Genomic DNA, 18,824 nt, shown 5'->3' with positions numbered 1-18,824 from the left:
CACACCATGACCGTGACCCAGGAGGTGGCCGCCCCGGCCACCGCCCCCGGCCTCGCCGGCCTCGACCTCACCGACCTCGACCTCACCGACCCGCAGACCTTCCTCGACGTCGACCCGCACGCCATGTGGCGCCGGTTCCGCGCCGAGAGCCCGGTGCACTGGCACCCCGCCGGGCCCCGCACCCCCGGCTTCTGGGTGGTGTCCACGTACGCCGACGCGGTGGCCGTCTACCGGGACAACAAGCGCTTCACCTCCGAGAAGGGCAACGTCCTGGCGACCCTGCTCCAGGGCGAGGACTCCGCCTCCCGCAAGATGCTCGCCGTCACCGACGGCGTACGGCACCGCGAGATCCGCAACGTGATGCTCAAGTCCTTCGCGCCGCGCGTCCTGGAGCCGGTCGTCGCCGGGGTCCACACCCACACCCGGGAGCTGCTCGGCCGGGCGATCGCCGCGGGCCGGGTGGACTTCGTCGCCGACGTCGTCGACCACATCCCGATCCAGACCATGGGCGACCTGCTCGACATCCCGCACGCCGACCGCCCGCGGCTGGTGGAGTGGAACACGCAGACCCTGGCCCGGCACGGCTCCGGGGACGACGAGTTCGAGTCCCTCATGGCCCGCAACGAGATCATCATGTACATGGGCGAGCTGGCCGCCGAACGGCGCCGCAACCCGGGCGAGGACGTCCTGAGCACCCTCGCCGCGGCGACCGTCGACGGCAAGCCGCTCACCGAGGACGAGATCGTCCTCAACGCCTACAGCCTGATCCTCGGCGGCGACGAGTCCACCCGGACCTCGCTCATCGGCGGGCTGATCGCCCTCGCCGAGAACCCCGCGCAGTGGCGCCGCCTCACGTCCGGCGAGGTCTCCGCGGACACGGCGACCGAGGAGATCCTGCGCTGGACGACGCCCGCGATGCACTTCGGGCGCCGCGCCCTGGTCGACGTACCGCTGCGCGACAAGGTCATCAGGGCGGGAGACGTCGTCACCCTCTGGAACACCTCGGCCAACTTCGACGAGCGGGCCTTCGCCGACCCGCAGCTCTTCGACGCCGGCCGCACCCCCAACAAGCACGTCGTCTTCGGGCACGGCCCGCACTTCTGCCTCGGCGCGTTCCTGGGCCGGGTGCACGTGAAGGCCATGGTCGAAGCGGTGCGCGACATGGTCGACGACATCACCCTGCTCGGCCCGCCCCAGCGCCTCTACTCCAACTTCGTCCGCGCGTACAGCTCGCTGCCCGTGGCGTTCACCGCGCGGGCGGCGGCGCAGCCGGCGCCGGAGCCCCCGACACCGCGCCCGACCGGCAAGGAGACCCCCTGACATGCGACACGAGACACGCACGGCCGGCGGCACCACCCTGGCCGTCCTGTACGCCGACACCCCCTCCGAAGAGGTCCGCGCGCGGGCCGAGGAGCTCCTGGCGGAGCACGGCGCCGTCCTCGTACGGGGCCTCGGACTCACCGACGCGGACGCCTTCCACACCGCCGTGACCCGCTTCGGCGACTCGCTCATCGACAGCTACCGCGGCGGCAACACCCCGAGGGCGGCCGTATCCGACGGGGTGTTCACCTCGACCGAGTACCCCGCCCGGTTCGACATCTCCCTCCACAACGAGATGTCGTACGCCCGGTCCTGGCCCGCCCGGCTGTTCTTCGGCTGCCTGACCGCGCCCGAGACCGGCGGCGCCACCCCGGTCTGCGACGGCGGCGCGCTGCTGGCGTCGCTGCCGGACGACGTCCGGGACCGGTTCGCCTCCGGGGTCGTCTACCGGCAGCACCTGCACGGGGGCTTCGGGCTCGGCAAGTCCTGGCAGGCCACCTTCGAGACGGACGACAAGGCGGTGGTCGAGCGGTTCCTGGAGGACTCGGGGGCCGATTACGCCTGGACCGCCGACGGCGGCCTGCGGGTGGCCCAGCACCGCCCGGGCGTGCGGCACAACCCGCGCACGGGCGCCGACACCTGGTTCAACCAGGCCGACCAGTGGCACCCGTCCAACCTGCCGGACGACGAGGCCGAGACCCTGCTGTCCCTCATCGACGACGTGGACGAGCTGCCCCACTGGATCACCTACGGCGACGGCACCCCGCTGTCCGACGACGACCTGGCCCACGTGCGCAAGGCGCAGCGCGAGAACAGGCTCGTGGAGCCGTGGCAGGTCGGCGACATCATGATCGTGGACAACATGTCCGTGCTGCACGGGCGCGAGGCGTACACCGGGGACCGGAAGATCGTCGTCTCCATGACGTGACGCCGGGCCGGTTCGGCGGGAAGGGGCTCGGCACGCGGTGCGCCGGGCCCCTTCGCGTCCCCCGGCGACATTCACCGCACCCTTAAGGACGTGGCCGTCCACCGGCCCCCTCCCTAGGGTCTGATCCGATGGCGCACGTGGTGCCCCGCCGTGCCCGGCGGTGCCCGGGCGGGAAATGGACGGAAAGCATGAACGCGCTCGAGGACATCATCGACGGCGTGCGGGGCGGCCTGGCCGAGCGGCGGCGCCGGCTCCCGGAGTGCGAGCTGCGCGACCTCGCGTCGGAGGTCACACCGGTGCCGGACTGCGCCGAGCTGCTGCGCGGCACGGACGGCCTGAAGGTGATCGCGGAGGTCAAGCGGGCCAGCCCGGCCCGCGGCCGGCTCTCGGAGATCGAGGATCCGGCAGCGCTGGCGGCCGCCTACGAGGCCGGCGGCGCGGCGGCGGTCAGCGTGCTGACGGAAGAGCTCCGCTTCGACGGTTCGCTCGCCGACCTGGACTCCGTACGGGCCCGGGTGGCGGTGCCCCTGCTGCGCAAGGACTTCGTCGTCGACCCCTACCAGGTGTGGGAGGCACGGGTGCACGGCGCGAGCCTGGTGCTGCTGATCGTCGCGGCACTCGAACAGCCCCTGCTGGCCGACCTGGTGGCGCAGGCCGCGGAGATCGGCCTGACCCCGCTGGTGGAGGTGCACGACCCGGCCGAGGCCCGCCGCGCGCTGGACGCCGGGGCCTGGGTGATCGGGGTCAACGCGCGCAACCTGAAGACCCTGGAGATGGACAAGGGGGCCTTCGCCCGGATCGCGCCGGACATCCCGGAGAACATCGTGCGGATCGCCGCGTCCGGGGTCCGCGGCCCGCGCTGCGCGGTCGAGTACGCGGAGCTCGGCGCCGACGCGATCCTCGTGGGCGAGTCCCTCGTCACCAGCGGCCACCACCGGGAGGCGGTGGCCGCACTGGTGGCGGCGGGCCGCAGGATCAACGCGCCGCGGCCGCGAGACGTCCGGTTCCCGCGGCTGCCCGGCTCTCCCGGCAGCGCCTTCCCGTGACGGCCGCCCAGCGCTCCAGCACGGCGGCCGCCGCGCCGCAGTCCACGGCCTCCGCGGCCCGCGCCACGCCGTCGGCCAGCCGGGCCGCGACCGGCCGCCCGTCGGGGGACAGGGCCGCGAGCCCGGCGGCCGCCGACAGCAGGACCGCGTCGCGCACCGGCCCGCGGGCCCCGGCCAGCACCTCGCGGGCCACCCGCGCGTTGTGCACCCGGTCGCCGCCGCGCAGCGCGCCGGCCGGCGCGTAGGGGATTCCGATGTCCCGCGGGTCGAAGGTCTCCGCGCGCACGCCGGACCCGGTGGTCGACCACACCGTGGAGGTGGTGGTGACCGTCAGCTCGTCCATCCCGTCGTCGCCGCGGAAGACCAGCGCGGACACCCCGCGCCGGTCCAGCACCTCCGCGATCAGCGGCGCCAGCCGCGCGTCGGCGACCCCGACCGCCTGCGCGGACGGATCGGCCGGATTGGTCAGCGGGCCCAGGGCGTTGAAGACGGTGCGGACGCCCAGTTCGCGGCGGGGCCCGGCGGCGTACCGCATGGCCGGGTGGAACAGCTGGGCGAAGGCGAAGGTGATGCCGGTCTCGACCGCGACGTCCGCGACCTCGGCCGCCGGCAGGTCCAGCGCCACCCCGAGCTCCTCCAGCACGTCGGCCGAACCGCAGGCGGACGAGGCGGAGCGGTTGCCGTGCTTGACGACCAGGGCTCCGGCCCCCGCCGCGACCACCGCCGACATGGTGGAGACGTTCACACTGTGCGAGCCGTCGCCGCCCGTACCGACGATGTCGAGCGCGGGGCCGGGCACCGACAGCGGCACCGCGTGGCGGCGCATCCCGCGCACCAGCCCCTCCACCTCCTGCGCCGTCTCCCCCTTGGCCCGGAGGGCCGTCATCAGCCCGGCCAGCCGGACCGGTCCGGCCTCGCCGGACATCACCCGGTCCATCGCCCACTCGGTCTCCCGCGCGGAGAGGTCCCGGCGGTCCAGCAACGCTTCCAGCAATTCCGGCCAGGCAGTCACGAAAATCTCCTCGAGCAGGATGAAAAGCAACGGGAATCAGTCCGCCACCCAGTGTGGGAAATACCGGGACCGCTTTCCAGACCACTGCCGCGAGCCGCGCACAGTCCAATTCGGAAGACACCGAAGGAGAAAGCCAGTGGCTCTGCACGCCGCGGTCACGCTCGTCAGGGAATCCGAAATTCCGCTGACCTCGCAGATCCAGCGATTCATCAAGAAGGAGGTGACCGAGGGAATACTCCACCCCGGCACCCGGCTGCCCTCCAGCCGCCGGCTCGCCGACGACCTCGGCGTCTCCCGCAGCGTCGTGGTGGAGGCGTACGGACAGCTGGTCGCCGAGGGCTACCTGGAAGCGGTGCAGGGCGCCGGCACCCAGGTCGTGCGCCACCTCGACCCCGCGGCGGCGCCCCCCGTCGCCTCCCTGCTGGACGACGGGCACGCCGGCGGCCGGGACGGCCGGGACCCCGCCGTCCGCTGGGACCTGCGCCCCGGCGGGGGCAACGTCCCCGCCTTCCCGCGCCGCGAATGGCTGGCCGCCTACCAGCGGGCCCTGAACACCGCCGATCCGTCCGCACTCGACTACCCGCCGCTCGCGGGCGACCCCCGGCTGCGCCTCGAACTCGCCCGCTACCTGGGGCGGATGTGCGGGGTGCGCAGCACGCCCGGCCAGGTGATGGTGACCGCGGGGTTCGCCCAGGCCCTGGGCCTGCTGACCGCCGTGCTGCCGCAGCTGGGCATCACCGCCCTCGCCATCGAGAACCCCGGCCACCCGGGCCAGCGCCGCTTCGTCCACGAGAGCGGCCTGCGGCCCGTACCGCTGCCGGTGGACGGGGAGGGCCTCGACGTGGGCGCGCTCGCCGCCTCCGGCGCCCGGGCCGTCCTGGTCACCCCGGCGCACCAGTTCCCCACCGGCGCCACGCTCTCCGCACGGCGCCGCGAGGCCCTGGTGCGGTGGGCCCACGAGGCGGACGGCCTGATCATCGAGGACGACTACGACCGCGGCCTGTGGTACGAGCGGGGGACCGGCCGGCCGCTGGCGCTCCAGCGGCTCGCCCCCGACCACGTCGTCTACGCGGGCACCGCCAGCAAGTCGATGGCCCCCGGGCTGCGCCTGGGCTGGCTGGCGGCTCCCGTCGCGCTGCTGGACCGGCTCCAGCGGGTCCGGGCCCGCCAGGACCTCGGCACCGACGTGCTGACCCAGCTGGCGTTCGCCGAGTTCCTGCGCGGCGGCGCCTACGACCGGCACCTGCGCCGGCTGGGCGCCCTGTGCCGCGCCCGCCACGACGCGCTGCGGGAAGCCGTGCACCGGCACCTGCCGGGGGCCGCCGTGACGGGTCGGGCCGCGGGGCTGCACGCGTACGTGACCCTGCCCCGGCACACCGACGAGGCGGCGCTGGTGGCCGGGGCGCTGCGCCGCTCCGTGCTGCTCAGCGGGGCGGCCGCCCACCACGCGCGCCCCGGCGAGGGGGCGCCCGCCCTGGTGGTCGGCCACGCCCACCTGCCGAGGTCCGGTGCGCAGCAGGCCGTGCGGGAGCTGGCCGCGGTGCTCAGGGGGACGTGAGCGCCCCGGCCCGCATCGCCAGGAAGTTCTCCATCATGGCCAGCCCCCCGGTGGTCATGATGGACTCCGGGTGGAACTGCACCCCCTCCACCGGCAGGGTGCGGTGGCGCAGCCCCATCACGTAGCCGTGGTCGGCGGCCACCGCCGTGGTCACCAGCGGCTCCGGCAGCGGGTCGGCCACCAGCAGCGAGTGGTAGCGGGTGGCCTCCAGGCTGTTCCCCAGCCCCGCGAAGAGGCCCTCGCCGTCGTGCCGGACGGTGCTGGTCCGCCCGTGCATCACCTGTCCCGCGACCTCGATCCGGCCGCCGTAGGCCAGCCCGATGGCCTGGTGGCCCAGGCACACCCCCAGCAGCGGGACCCGGCCCGCGAACGCGTGCACCAGCTCCACGTGCCCGGACTGCGCCGGATGTCCGGGCCCGGGCCCGAGCACCACCGCGTCGGGCTGCAGCGCCGCCAGCTCCTCCGGGGACCGGGTCCGCGACCGGACGACCTGGGTGTCGGCCCCCAGCACCCGCAGGTACTGGTCGATGATGTGGACGAAACTGTCGTACGCGTCGATCAGCAGCACCTTCACGACAGCAGCTCCTCACCGGTGAGCGCCCAGTAGGCGGCCCCCATCTTCGCCAGCGTCTCCTGCCACTCGGACTCCGGCTCGGACTGGGCCACCATGCCCGCCGAGCTCTGCGTCGAGTACGTGCGGCCGTCGTACTCGACCGTGCGGATGCACAGCGCCAGTTCGCTCCACCCGCGGACGTCGACCAGGCCGACCGCGCCGGCGTAGGCGCCGCGGCGCTCCCGCTCCAGGCCGTCGATGATCTCCATCGCGCGGACCTTGGGCGCCCCCGCCATGGTCCCGGCCGGGAAGGTGGCCCGGACCGCGTCCCAGACGCCGACCCCCGGGGCCAGCCGCCCGGAGACGCTCGACACCAGGTGGAACACGTGGGAGTACGTCTCCACCTCCATCAGCCGCTCCACCGGCTGGGTGCTGGGCACCGAGACCCGGCCGATGTCGTTGCGGCACAGGTCGACCAGCATGATGTGCTCGGCCTGCTCCTTCACGCTCTCGCGCATCTCCTTGACGCGGCGCTGGTTCACCTCCTCGTCGGGGCCCCGGCGGGCCGTCCCGGCGATCGGCCGCATCACGATCCCGCCGTCCTCGATGCGGAAGAACAGCTCCGGGCTGGCCCCGATCAGGGTCCGGCCCGCCTGCGGCACCAGGTACATGTACGGCGACGGGTTGCGCGCGCGCAGCCGGCGGTAGACGTCGACCGGCGTCAGGTCGGTCTCGACGTCGACGCGGTGGCCGATCTGGATCTGGTAGGCGTCGCCGACGCCGATGTGCTCCAGGCAGCGCTCCGCCCAGCCCAGGAACGTCTCCCGGTCGACGCTGTCGCGCACCGAGCGCGGGACGGGCGCCCGCGGGACGCCGGCGGCGGCCGCGGACACCGCCGGCCCCGGGCCGCCCGGGACGCCGGGTCCGCCCGGGAAGCCCGGCAGACCGTCCGGTTCGGGCAGGCCGGGCAGACCGTCGAAGGCCGGGCTGTCGGCGCGCAGCCGGCGCACCCGGCCGTCCGCGACGTCGTACCAGACGGTGTCCCGGAAGAGGGTGAGCGCGATGTCCGGGCGCCCGCCGTCCCCGCCGGCCCGCTCCGGCAGCTCCTCCATGTGCCAGGACGACTCGTACGCCAGCGAGGTCAGGAACCCGAAGGCGTACCCGTCCCCGGGCAGTTCGGTGGTCACCGAGAAGAGCCCCTGGGCCCGGGCGAGCGCGTCCCAGACCTGCTCGGACCGGGTGAAGCGCAGGACGTACGGCCCGTCGGGGAGCGGGTGGTGGGCCACCGGGCAGCCGGCGGCCGGCCCGTCCGTGACCAGTCCGGCCGCCTCGACCGCGCCGGCCAGCGCCCGCTTGAGCTCCGGCGTGCCGCCGTCCACCTCGACCCGGTCCGCGTGGACCCGGACCTCGGCGAGCCGGCCGAAGCCGACGACCGCGGAGCGGCGGTCCGCCGGCGCCCCCTCCAGGCTCTCGAGGAGGAACACGTCCTCGGCCGGGAGCACGGCGCGCAGCGCCCCGTACAGGTCCAGCGGGGCGTGCGGCGCCAGCTCCTGCGCGACGACCCGCACCGGGACGGCCGCAGCGCCCCCGTCGAATGAAACTCCCATATCCAACAAAGTGAACTCCCCCACCCATTCGGTTTTCCGTCTGGAATAAGTGAAGCAACTTTTCCCGAACCACCGCCAGACCAATTCCGGAGCCCCGATGCGGTCCATTTCCAAAATGCTTGACCATTGCTCGGAGGCAATGGGTAACTGAAGCCATGAGAGAAAACGAGAACAGTGCGTCCTGGCGGAATCTCCCGGCCGCACAGCAACCCGACTGGCCCGACCCCGGCGCCCTGCGCACCGTCACCGGGCAGCTGGCCGCCGCGCCTGCGCTGGTCCTCGGATCCGAGTGCGACCAGCTGCGCCTGCGGATGGCCGCGGTCGCCCGCGGCGAGGCCATCCTGCTCCAGGGCGGCGACTGCGCGGAGACGTTCGCCCAGGTCACCGCCGACTCCATCCGCGGCACGCTGAAGACGCTCCTCCAGATGGCCGTCGTGCTCTCCCACGCCACCGCGCTGCCGGTGGTCAAGGTGGGGCGGATGGCCGGCCAGTACGCCAAACCCCGCTCCAGCCCGTACGAGGAGCGCTCGGGCGTGACCCTGCCCTCCTACCGCGGCGACGCCGTCAACGGCCTGGAGTTCACCGCCGCCTCCCGCACCCCCGACCCGCGGCGGCTGCGCGACATGTACGAGGCGTCGGCCCGCACCCTGAACCTGGTCCGCGCCCTGACCACCGGCGGCTTCGCCGACCTGCACCAGGTGCACGCCTGGAACCGGGGCTTCGTCGCCGGCTCCGGCACCGGCGAGCGCTACGAGGCCCTGGCCGACGAGATCGACCGCACGCTGGCCTTCATGCACGCGTGCGGCGTGGACACCCGCGAACTGGGCACCGCCGAGTTCTTCGTCGGCCACGAGGGGCTGCTCCTCGACTACGAGGCAGCCCTGACCCGCACCGAACCGGACACCGGCCGCACCTACGCCGCCGGCGGGCACCTGCTGTGGATCGGCGAGCGGACCCGCGATCCGGACGGCGCCCACGTGGAGTTCTTCTCACGGATCGACAACCCGATCGCCGTGAAGCTCGGGCCCGCCACCACGGCCGATGCCGTCCTGACCCTCCTCGACCGGCTCGACCCGGACCGCGAGCCCGGCCGCCTGACCTTTGTCGTCCGGGCCGGCGCCGACCGGATACGCGACGTGCTGCCCACCCTGGTGGAGAAGGTCGCCGCCGAGGGAGCGCTGCCCTGCTGGGTCAGCGACCCCATGCACGGCAACACCGTCACCGCGCCCAGCGGCCACAAGACCCGCTCCTTCGACACCGTGCTCGACGAGGTGCGGGGCTTCGTCGAGGTCCACCGCTCGCTGGGCACCCATCCCGGCGGCATCCACGTCGAGCTGACCGGCGACGACGTCACCGAGTGCACGGGAGGCGGCAACACCGTCCGGCCCGAGGACCTGCCGCACCGCTACGAGACGGCCTGCGACCCCCGCCTCAACCACACCCAGTCCCTCGACCTGGCCTTCCGGCTCGCGGAGATGTACCGCGCGCACGGACCGGTCACCCCTGGCGGGCCCGGAGCGCCTCTTCGATGATCCCGAACGGCGGCTGCCCGGCGAGGTAGAAGTGCTCGCCGGGCACGGTCAGCGCCCGCGCCGGGCCCCGGGTCGACTCCCGCCAGGCGGCGCTCTGTGCGACGGTCACCCGGGGGTCCGACTCCCCGACGACCGCGGTGACCGGGCAGCCCAGCGGGGGCCGCGGCTGCCCCTCGTAGGCGGCCAGCATCCGGAAGTCCGCCCCGATGTAGGGCATCACCAGGTCCACGAAGGCCCGGTTCTCCAGCAGTTCCGGATCGGTGCCGCCCAGCTCGACCAGGGTCCGGCCGATCGACTCCGCGTCCCACGCGGCCGCGGCCACCGGGTCCCCCGCCATCAGGTGCGGCGCCCGGGCCCCCGACGCGAACAGGTGCCCCACCCCCGAGCCGGCCTCCTCCAGCGCCCGGACCACCTCGTACGCGACGATCGCGCCCATGCTGTGCCCGAAGAACGCGGTCGGCCGCTCGTCGCCCGACGCCAGCAGAGCGGCGGCGATCTCCCGCGCCATCGGCACCAGGTGCTCCGCGCAGTCCTCCGAGAAGCGCTCCGCGCGCCCCGGGTAGCAGACGGCGTGGACCTCGTACGCGCCGAGCCCCCGGGCCCAGGTGCGGAAGAAGTACGGCGACCCGCCCGCGTGCGGGAAGCACACCACCCGCTGCGCCGCGAACGGCCTCGCCTCGACCACCTGTGTCCACACCATCTCCGCCACCCCTGTCCCCGCGGCTCCGCCACGGCGTCCGCACGTCTTCGACGGCGCGATGGTCGTGCCTCGCGCTGACGGCGCGCTGACGTACCGCGGGACCCGCTGTCAGTGCTCCGTCAGAGCGCTTCAGCACAGTGGCAGCCATCCGCGACGCCGACCTCTGCCCCGGGAGATTCCATGACGGTGACCTCCGCCTTCCCCTCGATAGCCGAAGCGACGATGATGCCGCGCGTCATCCGGCTCGGCCCGAACCTCTACGGCGCGGCCTTCACCCTGATGAAACTGCTCCCGGCCCACCACATCCTCAAGCAGGCCGAGGAGCGGGGCGATCTGGGCCCCGACACCGTGATCGTCGAGACCACCTCCGGCACCTTCGGCCTCGCCCTCGCCATGCAGGCCGCCCTGATGCGCCGCAAGCTGATCCTCGTCAGCGACCCCGCGATCGATGCCAACCTGTACCGCCGGCTGACGGACCTCGGGGCCCGCCTGGAGATCTGCCACGAGCCGGCGGAGGTCGGCGGCTTCCAGGAGGCGCGGCTGCGCCGGCTCGCCGAGATCCGCGCCGAACTGCCCGACTCCTTCTGCCCGGAGCAGTACGGCAACCCCGGCAACCCGGGCGCGTACCGGCTGGTCGCCGAGCAGCTCTCCCGGACCCTGGGGACCGTCGACGCCCTGATCGGCCCGGTCGGCTCCGGCGGCTCCATGTGCGGCACCGTGCGCGCCCTGCGCGAGAGCACCCCGCACACCGAGGCCATCGGGGTCGACAGCCACCACAGCGTCCTGTTCGGACAGCCCGACGGCCCGCGCGAACTGCGCGGCCTGGGCAACAGCCTGTGGCCCGCCAACCTGGACCACGAGGTCTTCGACGAGGTGCACTGGCTCACCGCCGGCGAGGCCTACGCCTCCACCCGCGCCCTGCACGCCCGCCACGCCCTCTTCCAGGGGCCGACCAGCGGCGCCGCCTACCTCGTCGCCCGCTGGTGGGCCGACCGGAACCCCGACCGCACCGGCGTCGTGATGCTCCCGGACGAGGGCTACCGCTACCAGGCGACCGTCTACGACGACACCTGGCTGGCCGCCCAGGGCCATCCGCTGGCCGAGCGGCCCGCCACTCCCGCCCCGGCGACCGGCCCCGACACGACGGGCGACCGCTGGACCCGCTTCGCCTGGGACCGCCGGGCCTACGAGGAGGTCCCGGGCGCCGTCGCCCGGCCCGCCCCGGAAGCCGCCACCGCCGCCGCGCAGCCGGCGGGGGTGGGTGCGTGAGCGGCACCGGCAGCACCGGCACGGGCCGCCTCGAACGGGGGCTGGGCGCCCGCACCCGGCGCGTCGTGTACGGCGAGCCCGGCCCCGAGGCCGTCCGCCAGGAGCTGGAGGCCACCAGCACCGTCGACCTCGCGCACGTCGTCATGCTCCGCGAGAGCGGCCTGCTGCCGGGGCCCGCCGCGGCGGCCCTCCTGGACCGCATCCGGCGGCTGCGCGCCGACGGCTTCGCCGGGCTGGCCGACCGCCCGGCCCCGCGCGGCCTGTACCTCATGTACGAGGGCTACCTCGTGGAGCAGCTCGGCTCCGACGTCGGCGGCAAGGTGCACACCGCCCGGTCCCGCAACGACATCAAGGCCACCGTCACCGCGATGCGGCTGCGCACCGAACTCGCCGACCTGCTCGGCGAGGTGCTGCGCCTGCAGGCCGGGCTGCTCTCCCGGGCCCGCCGGCACGCCGACGCCGTGATGCCGGTCTACACGCACTTCCAGCCGGCGATGCCGATCAGCTACGGCTACTACCTGGCCGGGATCGCCACCGCCCTGGACCGCGACATCGCCGCCCTCCGCGGCACCCTCGACGACCTCGACCGCTGCCCGCTGGGCGCCGGAGCCGTCGCCGGCACCGACCTGCCCATCGACCCGGCCCGCACCGCCGGCCTGCTGGGCTTCCGCGGCCCCACCCTGCACGCCGTCGACGCGGTGGCGGCCCGCGACACCCTGCTGCGCGCCCTGGCCGTGGTGGCGTCGGCGGCCGTCACACTGAGCCGGCTGGCCACCGACCTCCAGCTGTGGAGCACGCAGGAGTTCGGATTCGTGGAGTTCCCGGAGCGGCTCGTCGGGGGCAGCTCCGCGATGCCGCAGAAGCGCAACGCGTTCCTGCTGGAGCACGTCAAGGCCAAGGCCGCCTGGGCGATCGGCGCCTGGACCGCCTCGGCGTCCGCGGCCAAGTCCACGCCGTTCACCAACTCCATCGAGGTCGGCACCGAGGCCGTCGCCGTGGCCTGGCCGGCGCTGACCGCCGTCCGGGAGTCCGTGCTGCTGGGCCAGGTCCTGGTCTCCGGGGCGCGCCCGGTCACGGACCGGATGGAGCAGCGGGCCCGTGAGGGCTTCACCACCGCCACCGTCATCGCCAACCGACTGGTGGGCGAGGGAGTGCCGTTCCGCACCGCGCACCACGTGGTGGGCCGGGCCGTACGGGACGCCATCGCCTCCGGCGAGCACGAACTCACCAAGATCGAGACCCCGGAGGGGGTGGCCGACCTCGGCGGCGCGCTGCCCTCGCCCGCCGAGGTCGTCGCCGGCCTGAACCGGGGCGGCGGACCCGGCCAGAGCGCCGCCGTCACCAGCACCCTGAGGGTCCGGCTCGCGGCACACGCCGACTGGCTGACGGGCCACCGGGCAGGCCTGCGCGACGCAGCGCGGCTCCTGGACACCGCGGTGGAGTCCACCGTGGCACGCTACGGAACGGGAGGGACACGATGACCGAGTACGGCGCCCCGTTCGCCTTCCTGGAGAGCAACACCACCGGCACCGGGCGGGACTTCTGCAGCGCCGCCCGCGCCCGGGGGATGCGGCCCGTCCTGCTGAGCCGGGACCCCGCCCGGTACCCGTACGCCGCCGCGGACGGCGTCGACACGGTGGTGCTGGACACCTCCGACCCGCAGGCCGTCCTGGAGGCCTGCACCCGGCTCGCTCCGGCGGCCATCGCGTCCAGCTCCGAGTACTTCGTCGCCCTGGCGGCCCGGATGGCGGCCAAGCTGGGGCTGCCGGGGCCCGACGGCGACGCGGTCGCGCGCTGCCGGTCCAAGGACACCCAGCGGGCCGTGCACGCCGCCGCCGGGGTACCGGTGCCGCGGTTCGCGGCGGTCACCGGGGCCCGGGAGGCCGCCGAGGCCGCCGCCCGGATCGGGTTCCCCGTCGTCCTCAAGCCCGTCAGCGGCTCCGGCTCGGCCGGGGTCCGGCTGTGCGCGGACCGGGGGGAGGCCTCCGCGTGGGCCGCCCGCCTGCTGGCCGACGGCTCGGCCACCGTCCTGGTGGAGGAGGCCGTACGCGGCCCCGAGTACTCGGTGGAGACCTTCGACGGCGCCGTGGTCGCGGTGGTGGCCAAGCACGTCGGACCGGAGCCGTACTTCGTCGAGACCGGCCACGACGTCCCCGCCCCCGTCCCCGCCGCCACCGCCGCCGCACTCGGCGCCACCGCCGTGGAGGCGGTGTCCTCCCTGGGCCTCGGGTACGGGGCCGCCCACACCGAGCTGCGGATGGGACCCGGCGGCCCGGTGGTCATCGAGGTCAACCCGCGCCTGGCCGGCGGCATGATCCCGGTCGCGGTCCGCGCCGCGACCGGGGTGGACCTGGTTGACGCCGTCATCGCGCGCGCCGCCGGACAGCCGGCCGCCGAGCCGGGACCGGCCGCCGGACACGCCGCCGTCCGCTTCGTCCGGGTCGGCGCCGAGGGCCGGGTCACGGCCGTCGCCGGCCTGGCCGACGCGGCCGCCTCGCCGGGGGTGGCGGCCGCGGCCGCGACCACCGCGGTCGGCCGCGAGGTGCGGGTGACGCACTCCTTCCAGGACCGCCTGGCCTGCGTGGTCGCCGCCGGCCCCGACCCCGCGACCGCTGCCCGCCGGGCCTCGGCGGCCACCGCCCTGATCGACATCACCGTGGAGGAGACCCCCCGATGAAAGGCGCCCCCCCGTCCCCGCCCCCCTCCCGCCTGCACACCCCCCACCCGCCGTCACGCCCGGCCACGGCAACCGTCCCGGCGCCCCCCGGCCGTACAGCGGCGCCCACCGCCCCGCCGGCAGGCACACCGACCCCCGCACACCCCGCCACCACAACCGCCCAGGGCCCCTGCGCCCCACCGGCGGGCGCCCACACGAACGGCCTCCCCACGGCCCCCGCACCGGTCACCGGCCGCCCGGCCGCCCCGGACGGCGCGGCGGCCACCGACCCCGGCCCGACCCCCGCCGCCCCCACCGCGCCGGGCGATGCCGCGGCCGGTGACCCCGGGCCCACCCGGATTCCCCGCTGGGCCGCCGCGGCCCCCGCAGGCGGTCCGGCCGGTGCCGCGGGGGACGGTGCGTACGAGCTGCCCGTCCCGGCCGGCCTGGCGGCGGCCGCCGCGCGGACCGCCGCCGCGCTCGGCCTCCGCCCGGCCTCGCTGCTCGCCGCCGCCCACGCCCGAGTGCTCGCCACGGTCGCCGCCCAGCGGGAGCTGCGCACCGGCCTCGCCGCCGCCACCGGCGGCCCCGGCGGCCCCGGCGTCCGCGAGCTGCGCCTCGCCGTGGCTCCGTCGAGCTGGACGGAGCTCGCCGGCGCCGCCGACGCCGCCCTCGACGCCGCCGCCGCCACCCCCGGCTTCCGGCCCGAGGCGGTCCTCGACCCGGCCGGGGCCGACCCCGCCCCGCTCGGCCCCGGCGAGGTGCTCCGCGTCTCCTGGGACCTGGCCGGCCCCCGGCCGCGGCTGCGCCTGCGCCACGACCCCCGCGCCCTCGACACCGCCTACGCGGAGCGCCTCGCCGGCTACCACCTCACCGCCCTGCGCCTGCTCACCGAGGACCCGCACGCCCGCCACGACCGGCAGGTCCTCCTCTCCCCCCGCGAGATAGAGACCCAGCTGTACGGTCTCGCCGGCCCCCGCGCCGAGCTGCCCGACGCCGTCCTCACCGACCTCTTCGAGGCGCGCGCCCGCCGCCACCCCGGCGCCGTCGCCGCCCGGCACGGCGCCCGCGCGTGGACCTACGGCCGGCTCGACGGCCACGCCAACCGCGTGGCGCACGCGCTGCTCGCCGCCGGGTCCGGGCCGGGGGACGTCGTCGCCGTCGTCATGGACCGCTCGCTCGACTGGATCGCCGCCGCGCTCGGCGTCCTCAAGGCGGGCGCGGTCTACCTCCCCATGGGCCCCGACCTCCCCGTGGACCGGATCACGGCCCAACTGGCGGCCGCCGGAGCCGGCTTCGTCCTCGCCGACCCCGCCGCCCTCCCCCTCGCGGACAAGGCCGCCGACAGCACGCCGGCGCCCCCCACCGTGCTCTGCGTACCGGAGGTCCTCGCGGCGGGACTGCCGGACGGGCCGGCCGGCGTCCGCGTGCGCCCCGGCGACGCCGCGTACGTCTACTTCACCTCCGGTTCCACCGGCGACCCCAAGGGCGCCCTGTGCGAGCACGCGGGCCTGCTCAACCACCTCCTGGCGAAGACCGCCGACATGGGGCTGGCCGACGGCGGGGACACCGGCAGCGCCGAGGTCGTCGCCCAGAGCGCCCCGCAGAGCTTCGACATCTCCCTCTGGCAGTTCGCCGCGCCGCTGCTGACCGGCGGATCCACCCGCATCGTGTCGACCGACGTCCTGCTGGACGTGGACGGCTTCCTCGACGAGATCGTCGAGGGACGCGTCACCGTCGCCCAGACCGTCCCGGCCTACCTGGACGTCCTCGTCCGGCACCTGGAGCACCGCCCCCGCGGCCTGGGCGCCCTGCGCACCCTGTCGGTGACCGGCGAGGTCCTCGCCCCCGCCCTGGTCCGCCGCTGGTTCGCGCTGTGCCCGGACATCACCCTGGTCAACGCCTACGGCGCGACGGAAGTCTGCGACGACACGATGCACGAGGTCCTCGACCGGGCCCCCGAGCCGGGCCGTCCCGTGCCCCTGGGCCGCTCGCTGCCCAACGTCAACACCTACGTCCTCGACGAGAACCTCGCCCTGGTGCCGCTCGGCTCGGCGGGCGAGATCGCCTTCTCCGGCGTCTGCGTCGGCCGGGGCTACGTCAACGACGAGGAGCGCACCCAGCAGGTCTTCGTGTCCGACCCGTTCCGCTCCGGCACCCGGATGTACCGCACCGGCGACTTCGGCCGCTGGCTGCCGGACGGCCGGATGGAGTACCTGGGCCGGCACGACGAACAGGTCAAGATCCGCGGCTTCCGCATCGAGCTCGGCGAGATCGAGCACCAGCTGCTCGCCGTGGCCGGAGTCCGCGAGGCGGCCGTCGTCATCGTCGGCGACGCCGGCGCCCACCGGCACCTCGTGGCCTTCTTCACCGCCGGCGCCGACGGCCCCCGCGTCGAGCGGGTCCGCGGCCACCTGGCCGCCGTGCTCCCCGACTACATGGTGCCCAGCTACCTGCACCCGCTGCGCCGCCTCCCCCGCACGGCCAACGGCAAGGCCGACAAGAAGGCGCTGGCCGAGCTGGCGAGCACCCTCGGCCACGGCGGCGACGGCCACACCGGCCCGGCCACCGCCACCGAGCGCCGGCTGGCCATGCTGTGGGCCGAGGTCCTCGGGGTCCCGCTGGAGCGCATCGGCCGCCACGACGACTTCTTCGCGCTGGGCGCCAGTTCGCTCGCCGCGGTCCGGGTCGCCGTCCGGCTCGACCGGGCGCTGTCCCTGGGGGAACTGGTCGCCCACCCCGTGCTGAGCGACCTGGCGGCCCTCCTCGACGGCCGCCGGCGCGGCGAGCCCCGGGACGCCGCGCCCCCGCTGCTGCACCCGCTGCTCGCGGTCCGCAACCCGCACCACACCCTGGTGTGCCTGCCGTACGCGGGCGGCAGCGCCCTGAACTTCCGCGCCCTGGCGACCGCCCTGGAGGGCGAGGGCATCGCGGTCCTCGGCGCCGAACTGCCCGGCCACGACTTCGCGGCCGAGGACGAGCCGCTCCAGGACGTGGCGGTCCTCGCCGCACGGGCCCGCGACGAGATCCTCGCCCGCGTCGACACCCCCGTACTGCTCTGGGGCCACTGCTCCGGAGCGGCCGCGGCCCTGGAGACCGCCCGACTGCTCCAGGAGGCCGGCCGGCCCGCGGAGCGGGTCTTCCTGGGCGGGCAGCTGCTGCCCGGCGCCGACGCGCTGCGCGCGGAGCTCGCCGAGGTGGCCCGGGCCCCCCGGGAGGAGATCCTGGACCGGCTGCGCGCCGACCACGCGTACGTCGAGCTGGACGCCTTCGCGCCCGAGCGGGCCGCGGCCGTCGACCGCGCCTACCGGCACGACGCGGCCACCGCCGCCCGGCACCTGCTGCGGATCCTCGACGCCCCCGCGGCGCACCGGATCGGCGCCCCCGTGGAGGTGGTGGTGGCCCGCGACGACGCCTGGACGCCCGCCGCCCACGAGGCGTACGGGGCCTGGCGCTCGGTCTCCGACCGCGTCACGCTGCACCAACTCGAAGAGGGCGGGCACTACTTCCCCGGCACCCGGGCCGCGGAGACCGCCGACGTGGTGAGGAGGACCACCGGATGACCACGATCCAGACGGCCGCGCCGGTCAGCCCGGCGGCGCCCCCCGCCACCGGATACCGCAAGGTCGCCGCCAGCGGCGTCAGCACGGCCTTCGGCACCTTCGGCGAACTGCTCCAGGGCGTCCTCCCCGAGGAGGACGGCAACTTCCTCGTGACGCTGCCGGTGGCCCGCTGGTCCATGGTCCGCTTCGAGATCCGCCCGGAGGAACCGGAGCTGACGGTGTGGCCGCCGCACAAGAAGAAGGCGCTGCGGCTGACCGGCATGATCCTGCAGGACGAGGGGCTGCCCGCCGCCGGCCTGCTGCGGATCGACAGCACCCTGCCCGAGGGCAAGGGCCTGGCCAGCTCGTCGGCCGACCTCGTGGCGACCGCGCGGGCCGTCGCCAACGCGCTGGGCATCCCGATGCCGCCCCGCCGCATCGAGCGCTACCTGGCAAGGATCGAGCCGACCGACGGGGTGCTCTACCCGTCGGTGGTGGCCTTCCACCACCGCAGCGTCCGCCTGCGCGCCCGGCTCGGCTCCCTGCCGTCCATGGCCGTGGTCGGCGTGGACGAGGGCGGCGCCGTGGACACCGTCGCCTTCAACGACATCCCCAAGCCGTTCACCGGCGCCGACAAGCGCGAGTACGCACGGCTCCTGGACCGGGTCACCGACGCGGTGGCCTCCTGCGACCTGCCGGAGGTGGGCAGGGTCGCCACGGCGAGCGCCCGGATGAACCAGGTGCTGCGCCACAAGTGGTCGCTGGAGCCGATGACCGGCATCTGCGAGGAGGTCGGCGGACTGGGCGTCGTGGTCGGGCACAGCGGCACCGCGCTGGGCATCCTGATGGACACCGACGCGCCCGACTGCCCCGCCCGGCTGGCCGTCGCGGCCCAGCTCTGCCAGGAGCTCGTCGGCAATGTGACGGTCTACCGGACCCTCAGCTTCCCCTGATCCGCAGACCCTCGACTTCCCCTGATCCGCGCGGGCGGCCACCCGCCGCGGCAGCCCCCTGCGAGCGGCGCCCGGGCACCCCCCTGCCCCGGCGCCTTCCGGCCCCCGGCGCGAGCGGTTACGCTCGTCCCGGGGGCCGCTGCACGTG

Annotated in this window: 14 protein-coding genes; 10 read left to right on the top strand and 4 right to left on the bottom strand. The window is 75.3% G+C overall.

The window, feature by feature from the left end; genetic code table 11:
* The first annotated feature begins 6 nt into the window (after window positions 1-6).
* The 3 genes from ACFWU6_RS20990 (at window position 7) to trpC (ending at window position 3,294) form a co-directional block, all read left to right on the top strand.
* Window positions 7-1,320 carry a cytochrome P450 gene (locus ACFWU6_RS20990; protein ID WP_383803028.1) on the top strand — a complete coding sequence of 438 codons (1,314 nt, stop codon included), beginning with the start codon at window positions 7-9 and terminating at the stop codon, window positions 1,318-1,320.
* Window position 1,321: 1 nt separating this feature from the next.
* Window positions 1,322-2,248 carry a TauD/TfdA family dioxygenase gene (locus ACFWU6_RS20985; protein ID WP_383803030.1) on the top strand — a complete coding sequence of 309 codons (927 nt, stop codon included), beginning with the start codon at window positions 1,322-1,324 and terminating at the stop codon, window positions 2,246-2,248.
* A 188-nt stretch (window positions 2,249-2,436) separates the two neighbouring features.
* Window positions 2,437-3,294 carry an indole-3-glycerol phosphate synthase TrpC gene (trpC, locus tag ACFWU6_RS20980; RefSeq protein WP_383982395.1) on the top strand — a complete coding sequence of 286 codons (858 nt, stop codon included), beginning with the start codon at window positions 2,437-2,439 and terminating at the stop codon, window positions 3,292-3,294.
* On the opposite strand, the gene trpD is transcribed toward trpC, so the two are convergent.
* Window positions 3,224-4,306 carry an anthranilate phosphoribosyltransferase gene (gene trpD, locus ACFWU6_RS20975; RefSeq protein WP_383803034.1) on the bottom strand — a complete coding sequence of 361 codons (1,083 nt, stop codon included), beginning with the start codon at window positions 4,304-4,306 and terminating at the stop codon, window positions 3,224-3,226. The two genes, trpC and trpD, sit on opposite strands and share 71 nt — an antisense overlap.
* Before the next feature lie 136 nt (window positions 4,307-4,442).
* Here trpD and ACFWU6_RS20970 point away from each other — a divergent pair, with 136 nt between their 5' ends.
* Entirely contained in the window at window positions 4,443-5,864 is a 1,422-nt protein-coding gene (locus ACFWU6_RS20970) for a PLP-dependent aminotransferase family protein (protein ID WP_383982393.1), read from the top strand.
* Here the strand turns inward: ACFWU6_RS20970 and ACFWU6_RS20965 are convergent.
* Window positions 5,851-6,438 (bottom strand): anthranilate synthase component II, encoded by a 588-nt coding sequence (locus ACFWU6_RS20965; protein WP_383982391.1) that lies wholly within the window; start codon window positions 6,436-6,438, stop codon window positions 5,851-5,853. The two genes, ACFWU6_RS20970 and ACFWU6_RS20965, sit on opposite strands and share 14 nt — an antisense overlap.
* Entirely contained in the window at window positions 6,435-8,024 is a 1,590-nt protein-coding gene (locus ACFWU6_RS20960) for an anthranilate synthase component I family protein (RefSeq protein ID WP_383982389.1), read from the bottom strand. Before ACFWU6_RS20960 ends, ACFWU6_RS20965 begins: the two co-directional genes overlap by 4 nt.
* 155 nt (window positions 8,025-8,179) lie before the next feature.
* On the opposite strand from ACFWU6_RS20960, the gene ACFWU6_RS20955 reads away from it, so the two are divergent.
* Window positions 8,180-9,556 carry a class II 3-deoxy-7-phosphoheptulonate synthase gene (locus ACFWU6_RS20955; RefSeq protein WP_383982388.1) on the top strand — a complete coding sequence of 459 codons (1,377 nt, stop codon included), beginning with the start codon at window positions 8,180-8,182 and terminating at the stop codon, window positions 9,554-9,556.
* Here the strand turns inward: ACFWU6_RS20955 and ACFWU6_RS20950 are convergent.
* Window positions 9,522-10,256 (bottom strand): thioesterase II family protein, encoded by a 735-nt coding sequence (locus ACFWU6_RS20950; protein WP_383803042.1) that lies wholly within the window; start codon window positions 10,254-10,256, stop codon window positions 9,522-9,524. The two genes, ACFWU6_RS20955 and ACFWU6_RS20950, sit on opposite strands and share 35 nt — an antisense overlap.
* 180 nt (window positions 10,257-10,436) lie before the next feature.
* Between ACFWU6_RS20950 and ACFWU6_RS20945 the strand changes: the two genes are divergently transcribed.
* The 5 genes from ACFWU6_RS20945 to ACFWU6_RS20925 are packed head-to-tail and all read left to right on the top strand — an operon-like array spanning window position 10,437 to window position 18,676.
* Window positions 10,437-11,525 carry a cysteine synthase family protein gene (locus ACFWU6_RS20945; protein WP_383803044.1) on the top strand — a complete coding sequence of 363 codons (1,089 nt, stop codon included), beginning with the start codon at window positions 10,437-10,439 and terminating at the stop codon, window positions 11,523-11,525.
* Complete coding sequence (gene argH / locus ACFWU6_RS20940; RefSeq protein WP_383803046.1) at window positions 11,522-13,006, top strand: argininosuccinate lyase; 1,485 nt, start codon at window positions 11,522-11,524, stop codon at window positions 13,004-13,006. The genes ACFWU6_RS20945 and argH overlap by 4 nt, the downstream gene beginning before the upstream one ends.
* Entirely contained in the window at window positions 13,003-14,202 is a 1,200-nt protein-coding gene (locus ACFWU6_RS20935) for an ATP-grasp domain-containing protein (protein ID WP_383803048.1), read from the top strand. The genes argH and ACFWU6_RS20935 overlap by 4 nt, the downstream gene beginning before the upstream one ends.
* Window positions 14,199-17,744: an amino acid adenylation domain-containing protein gene (locus ACFWU6_RS20930; RefSeq protein ID WP_383803050.1), complete on the top strand. Its 3,546-nt coding sequence runs from the start codon at window positions 14,199-14,201 to the stop codon at window positions 17,742-17,744. Before ACFWU6_RS20935 ends, ACFWU6_RS20930 begins: the two co-directional genes overlap by 4 nt.
* Window positions 17,741-18,676, top strand: a complete 936-nt coding sequence (locus ACFWU6_RS20925; protein WP_383803052.1) for a kinase — start codon at window positions 17,741-17,743, stop codon at window positions 18,674-18,676. Before ACFWU6_RS20930 ends, ACFWU6_RS20925 begins: the two co-directional genes overlap by 4 nt.
* Window positions 18,677-18,824 lie beyond the last annotated feature (148 nt).

It is taken from the genome of Streptomyces sp. NPDC058674 (genome assembly GCF_042716505.1).
Classification (GTDB): Bacteria; Actinomycetota; Actinomycetes; order Streptomycetales; family Streptomycetaceae; genus Streptomyces.
This window is presented reverse-complemented; position numbering and strand designations above follow the sequence as displayed.